Below are 5738 nucleotides of genomic sequence, written 5' to 3' on the forward strand. Positions count from 1 at the left end.
CATATTGATAGACTATTTTATATCTTGTTTTCATATCTCGTTGTAAATTTATAATTTTGCCAACTGTTATAAACTTAAGTATTTCTAACCTAACAATTTTATTTTTAATATTTTAATGAAAATTTTCAAGTTTGGTGGCGCTTCTGTAAAAGACGCTGAAAGTGTAAAAAACGTATCAATGGTTTTAAAAAGCCAAGGTTTCACCCAATGTTTGCTGGTTATTTCAGCAATGGGGAAAACCACTAATGAGTTGGAAAAAGTGGTAGAACTTTATTTCCATAAACAGGACTATCAAACTGAAATTAAAAATATTAAACAGAAACATATAGAGATTGCAAAGGGACTGTTTGAAGAAAATCATCCTGTTTTTTCGGAGATCAGGTTATTTTTTGATGATATAGATTCTTTCTTAAGAAGGAATAAATCACCTAATTACAATTTTGTCTATGATCAGGTTGTAAGTTGTGGAGAAATGATTTCTACAAAAATTGTCAGTGAATATCTGAACGATATACAGTTTACAAATCAATGGCTCGATGCCAGAGATTATGTTAAAACGGATAATTCATACAGAGACGGAGTTGTAGACTGGAACAAAACGGAAGAACTTATTAGTAAATTAAACCCTGAAATGTGTTACGTTACTCAGGGATTCATAGGTTCCGACGAAAATAATTTCACAGTAACACTTGGAAGAGAAGGTTCCGATTATTCCGCGGCTATTTTCGCTTATTGCCTGAATGCAGAAGCCATGACCATCTGGAAAGATGTCCCGGGTGTAATGACCGGTGATCCCAGAAAGTTCGAAAATGTATCCCTCCTTTCCAATATCTCCTATGAAGAGGCTATTGAAATGGCCTATTACGGAGCAAGTGTTATCCACCCAAAAACATTACAGCCTCTACAACAGAAAAATATTCCTTTTTATGTAAAATCTTTTGTTGATCCTACAAAAGCAGGAACAAAAGTAGGTATTACGGATAAGAATCAACAGGAAGAATCTTATATCCTGAAAGAAAACCAGATTCTTTTAACCATATCTACCAGAGACTTTTCATTTATTGCTGAAGATCATATGAGTATGATTTTCAATCATTTAGCAAAACATAAAATTAAAGTATCTTTAATGCAGAATTCAGCTATTTCCCTGGCTCTTTGTTTAGAAGATAAATTTAATCATGCTGATGAATTAAATGAAGAATTACAAAAGATTTTTGAGACGGGAATTATAAAAAATGTATCTTTATTTACTGTAAGAAATGCGAATATGGATAATATCGACCAGTTTTATCATGGAAAAAGTGTATTGTTAGAGCAAATTTCAAAGAATACACTTCAGATGGTAACACAATAAAACCAAATGAACGTTAAAAAAACATGAGCTTAATTTCGAAAAGCGATTTGATAAAAGCTTCCGGCTTACATAAAATAGGGTTTCTCAAGAACCCTATAGCGTCTGCCGTGATGAGCGCTGCCAAAATAAATGAAGTAAATAAACTCTACGATAAATTAAAAGATAAAGAAGGTAAAGATTTTTTTGATTCTTTCGTAAAAGAAAGAAACATCAAATACATCGCATTTGAAGAAGATCTCGCTAAAATCCCCAAGACAGGTCCATTTATTCTCGTCTCCAACCATCCTCTGGGAGCAATAGACGGAATCTTAATGTGCAAGATCTTAACAGAAGTACGTCCTGATTTTAAAATAATGGGTAATTTTTTATTGGAAAAGATCAATCCAATGAAACCCTACGTTATCGCAGTTAATCCCTTTGAAGGAAGAAAAGATGCATATAACAGTTCCTCAGGAATGCGTGAAACTCTAAAGCACCTTGAAAATGGCGGTTGTATAGGAATTTTCCCTGCGGGAGAAGTTTCTAACAAAAATAATGCAGATAATGAAATATTGGATAGGGCTTGGGAAAAGCCTGCGCTCAAATTAATCAGAGCAGCAAAAGTTCCGGTTGTTCCCATGTATTTCCATGCTAAAAACAGCAGCCTATTTTATCAGATTGCCAAGATCCACCCCAATCTCCAGACCTTAATGCTCCCTTCAGAAATGATGAGTGACCGGGAAGATCCTATTCGAATCAGGATTGGAAGACCTATTTCCGTTAGAGCCATGGAAGAAATGGAAACCATTGAAGAGCTGGGTGAATATCTGAAAAGAAAGGTCTATATGATGAAGTCCTATTATGATAAGAGGAAATCTCTTTCACAGGTATTTAATCTTCCTAATCTTTCTTTAAAATTTCCTTTATTAAAAGACGAAAATATTATCCAGAACATCATTGATGAAACGCCTAAAGAGGATCTTATAAGCGATATTCAAAGATTGAGATGTTCAGATAAAATGCTGTTCAGCAACGGCAATTATGAAATATTCTTTACAACCTATGAAGAAATCCCTTCTATCATGAGGGAAATAGGGCGCCAAAGAGAGCTTACTTTCAGAGCGGTAGGAGAAGGAAGCAATCTTCCTTTCGATCTGGATGAATATGACAAACACTATCATCATCTTTTCCTTTGGGATAATGCGGAAGAACGTCTCGTAGGAGCCTATCGTATGGCATTAGGAAAAGAAGTTATGAAAAAATACGGGGTAAAAGGTTTTTATACCAGTTCCCTATTTGAATTTGAGCAGGATATACATCCTTTTTTCAAAAAAGTTATTGAAATGGGACGTGCTTATATTACCCAGGAATATCAGCAGAAACCTCTTCCTCTTTTCCTTTTATGGAGAGGAATTGTCCATGTCTGCCTAAGGAATCCAGATCATAAATTCTTAATGGGAGGTGTAAGCATTTCCAATAAGTTTTCAGAATTCTCAAAATCCTTAATGATTGAATTCATGCGCTCCAATTATTTTGATTCTGCCGTCGCTCAGTATATCACTCCAAAAAATGAATACAAGGTAAGACTTAGAGACCGTGATAAAAACTTATTTTTTGAGGAGGTGGAATCCGATCTTAACAAACTGGATAAGATCATTGATGATCTTGAACCTGAATTAAGGTTACCTGTCCTTATTAAAAAATACATTAAACAAAATGCAAAGGTTATTGCCTTTAACGTCGACCCTCATTTCAACGATGCGATTGACGGCCTGATGTATATCAGAATAAGCGATCTGCCTGAAAGCACTATTAAACCTGTCCTGGAAGAGATGAGTGAACAAATCAGAAAGGAACAGGAAAATAATCCGGCTGATAATCAGTAAGTTTTTATTTAAAAGCAAAAAACTTTCAATAATACTTGCTTCGTATGGTAAAAGTTGCTACTTTTGCATCACTTTAAAACAACGAAGTAAACAACCAAAATGGTTTCTTAGCTCAGTTGGTAGAGCAATGGATTGAAAATCCATGTGTCCCTGGTTCGATTCCTGGAGAAACCACTTTTTAAACCACCTCGAAAAAGGTGGTTTTTTTATTAAAGTTTTATGACCATAGTTCAATATTCGCTTTTATCAAATTCACTTAATACAATATATTTTCACAGTTCCATAATCCATCGATATGAAAAAAATTTTGAATCTATTCGCTTTACTCCCTTTTCTCCTCATTCCTTATTTTATTTTTATACACCCTGCTATTATCTATTATAATACAGTTCATTATAGCAGCCTTCCTTTTAAGGATGGTAAAGTAGCTCTAGTTTATTTAGGTCTAAGTTTTATTTTGTGGGCATTTTCTTTCGGATACTCATTTTATCTCATGTACAGAAGCGGATTTATGACTAAAAGAAATATAAACTATATTATGAACCATGGAACACGGATTTCGGCTGTCATTAAAGAAATAAAAAATCAGAAGATGATCCGAAATTTTGAGTTCAAAGAATTAATCCTGGAACTTGATAATTTATCTCATGAAACCATTCTCTATACCATGCCTGTTAATGACAGTAAACCTCAGGAAAAAAGGTTTACAGCAGGAAAAATAATCTATCTGCGGGTAGACCCTGAATTTAAAAAAAGACCTTATGTAACTTTAGAAAATATACAGTCAAAAATTAATTTTCTGCTATATATTGTATGGGGCTTATTGCTTGTAGGGGTAATCTACTATTATTTTTATTCATATATCCATGAAAATTACGGATATGGATGGCGTTTCCTTGCACTGGATCACCCGCTTATTTTATCACCTATTATTTTCTTGTTTTTTGGAATCATTTATATTTTCATACAAAGACTTTTTAACAAACTTTCTCCGAAAGATCATATAAAACTTCAATTTAAGGGAATCCGTGCAACTGCAAAGATTAATGACGCCTCCCAAACCGGCACCTATATTAATAAACAACCTCAGGTAAAGTTCATCATTGAATTTACAGACCGTCAGGGAAAATTACATCAAACCTCTATCAAAAAAATTGTATCTTTAATGGACATAGGTCAGATCAATCAGTTAAAAGAAAGAGATATTTTATATCTTCCGGACAATCCTGAAGTTTTTGATTTTTTAGATGAAAAGAAGTAAGTAATATGAAAAGAAAAAACCTATACGTTTGTGCGCTCACTGTTTTTCTGATAGGATGTGAAGATTTTAAAAAGAGTATCGACGATACACTCAGTGATCCTGAAAGCATTTCTGAAATTCCTGTAAGCAATGAGGGTAATATTAAAACACAACTTCCTGAAAGGAATATTCCTGTAAAAAGAAACAACACTAAAAAAGAAAAAGGTATTTTAACAGCAGATATAGTACAGTTAGAGGATGCTGAAAATGCCTTACGCTCTCTTCCCCAGTTTACAGGAAAATCAATTTTCGTATATAAAAGCGTTCATTTCTATGATGATGGCAGAATTTCTATCCAGATTCAGAACCCTGAAAATTCTGAATATGTAGACGAATACTGGTACCAGAATGGACACTGGAAAAGACCAGAACCACTTCGTTTGTCTAAAAATGAGGATATTAAAGCTGATCTGATCAATCTAAATAAAATTCCTTTCAAAAATGCAAACAATGTCTACAATGTGATTACTGAAAAGAAAAAAGAAATAAAAAACCTTGATCAGAACTATACATTATATGCTATAGTTCGTAAAGGAAAGATACTTTGGTACCCAACTTCTATTAAAAATGAAAGGTCAACATATAGTATTACTTATAAAGAGAATGGTACTTTAGAATCTTTCAGGCAAAAATAAAAGAAAACCGAAACTGAAATTCTACTCATAAAATAGCTGATTTTCAGAATTACGGTTATATGAAAGAAAGTCTATTTTTCGCCATGGCACAAGATATCAATCAGGAAAAACAATCCAGAGTTTCTTATTAATATTATGAAACCGTCTTTACTTTGGAATTTACCAAAAAATATCCGAAATGGACTTTGGTACATATTTTAAATTTGCTTAATTTTTATATAAGAATTCTTAATTTTGTAATAGCAAAAAAATACAAATGATTAAGACTGCAAACACTAAAAGTTTCGGTACCCTTCCCCATCTCATTCAACGTATCAGTTTCCCTATAATCAACTATCTAATTGGCATAATATGCCTCATATATGCCTTATCCAGCATAAAGAATAGTTATTTACAAATCATAGTCAATCGAAATGGCTGGTATTTGGGTGAATGGTTAATAAATTATCAAGATGGAGGATTCAAACGCAGAGGTTTTTTTGGCACATTCTTTATATTCATAAATGAACTCACAAAAATAAAGCTTGAATATATTGTTTTTGCATTTATTGTATTAATTTACACTACATTCTTTTTTCTTTTAG

5 protein-coding genes and 1 tRNA gene are annotated in these 5738 nt (G+C 33.0%); all 6 read left to right on the forward strand.

Going from position 1 to position 5738, the window contains the following annotated elements; all coding sequences use genetic code 11:
- The first annotated feature begins 115 nt into the window (after nucleotides 1-115).
- Nucleotides 116-1354 (forward strand): aspartate kinase, encoded by a 1239-nt coding sequence (locus Q0A18_RS10555; protein WP_292010113.1) that lies wholly within the window; start codon nucleotides 116-118, stop codon nucleotides 1352-1354.
- A 23-nt stretch (nucleotides 1355-1377) separates the two neighbouring features.
- The gene (locus Q0A18_RS10560) at nucleotides 1378-3219 is read left to right on the forward strand and encodes a lysophospholipid acyltransferase family protein (RefSeq protein WP_292010114.1); all 1842 of its coding nucleotides are present in this window, start codon (nucleotides 1378-1380) and stop codon (nucleotides 3217-3219) included.
- Between the two features lie 101 nt (nucleotides 3220-3320).
- Nucleotides 3321-3393, forward strand: a tRNA-Phe gene (locus tag Q0A18_RS10565).
- Nucleotides 3394-3514: 121 nt separating this feature from the next.
- Nucleotides 3515-4480, forward strand: a complete 966-nt coding sequence (locus Q0A18_RS10570) for a hypothetical protein (protein ID WP_292010115.1) — start codon at nucleotides 3515-3517, stop codon at nucleotides 4478-4480.
- Nucleotides 4481-4485: 5 nt separating this feature from the next.
- The gene (locus Q0A18_RS10575; RefSeq protein ID WP_292010116.1) at nucleotides 4486-5154 is read left to right on the forward strand and encodes a hypothetical protein; all 669 of its coding nucleotides are present in this window, start codon (nucleotides 4486-4488) and stop codon (nucleotides 5152-5154) included.
- Between the two features lie 256 nt (nucleotides 5155-5410).
- On the forward strand, nucleotides 5411-5738 hold a 328-nt coding region (locus tag Q0A18_RS10580), incomplete at its 3' end, for a hypothetical protein (protein WP_292010117.1).

This window comes from Chryseobacterium sp. (genome assembly GCF_022712095.1).
In the GTDB taxonomy this organism is placed as follows: Bacteria; Bacteroidota; Bacteroidia; order Flavobacteriales; family Weeksellaceae; genus Chryseobacterium.